General features: G+C 61.1%; 1 protein-coding gene. It reads right to left on the bottom strand.

Annotated features, from left to right (window positions below):
* Positions 1-476 (bottom strand): hypothetical protein (locus ABJK56_RS06255; RefSeq protein ID WP_347243806.1); only part of this gene is annotated, 476 nt, incomplete at its 3' end.
* Between the last annotated feature and the right edge of the window lie 136 nt (positions 477-612).

A 612-nucleotide genomic window follows, 5' to 3' on the forward strand; every position in this document is an offset into this window, starting at 1 on the left:
ATGAAACCGGGAAAAAGGCTGATGAGAGGAACCCCCAAAGACTCGCAGAGCTCCGCAATCCCGCGCATCTCCTCGAGGTTGGAAAACCGCCAGGAAGTTGGGATAGGGTCGCGTTCCTGGCTGCCATGGGCACTCCCCGTCGCCAACGGATTAACTTCAAGACCATCCCACACCAGAAACGCGACCCGCTTTCCCGGGGCATAGGCTGCGAGATTCTTGCGAAGGATTCTCAACTGTCTCCGGACCCTGACGACCTCTTCGGGGAAATTCTCGCTGTCTATTCCTCGTGTTCCGTAAAGGCCAAGCCATTGAGACTCGCGTCGCAGTTTACTTTGCCAGTTCACCACCTCGACCTGACGCAACAAGGCCAAGGTGGCGTGGAGCTCCGTTGGGTTGGAGGCTATGCGAGGGGTCGAGGTGCCATCGGCCACGACAACGCTCACCGGACCGAGAGCCAGGAGCTGGTCAGCAGCCACTCGTAACTTGTCCAAGGACCTGTCCCGGGATTCCCTGCTGCAAAGCCACGGTAGGAGCACGACCAGGGAACCGGAGCGACCCGTAGGCGGCCGCCAGTCCTGGCGCTGGCCTGGGCCGGTTCGGTCAGCCGTCCCC

This window comes from Thermogutta sp. (genome assembly GCF_039793925.1).
Lineage (GTDB): Bacteria > Planctomycetota > Planctomycetia > Pirellulales > Thermoguttaceae > Thermogutta.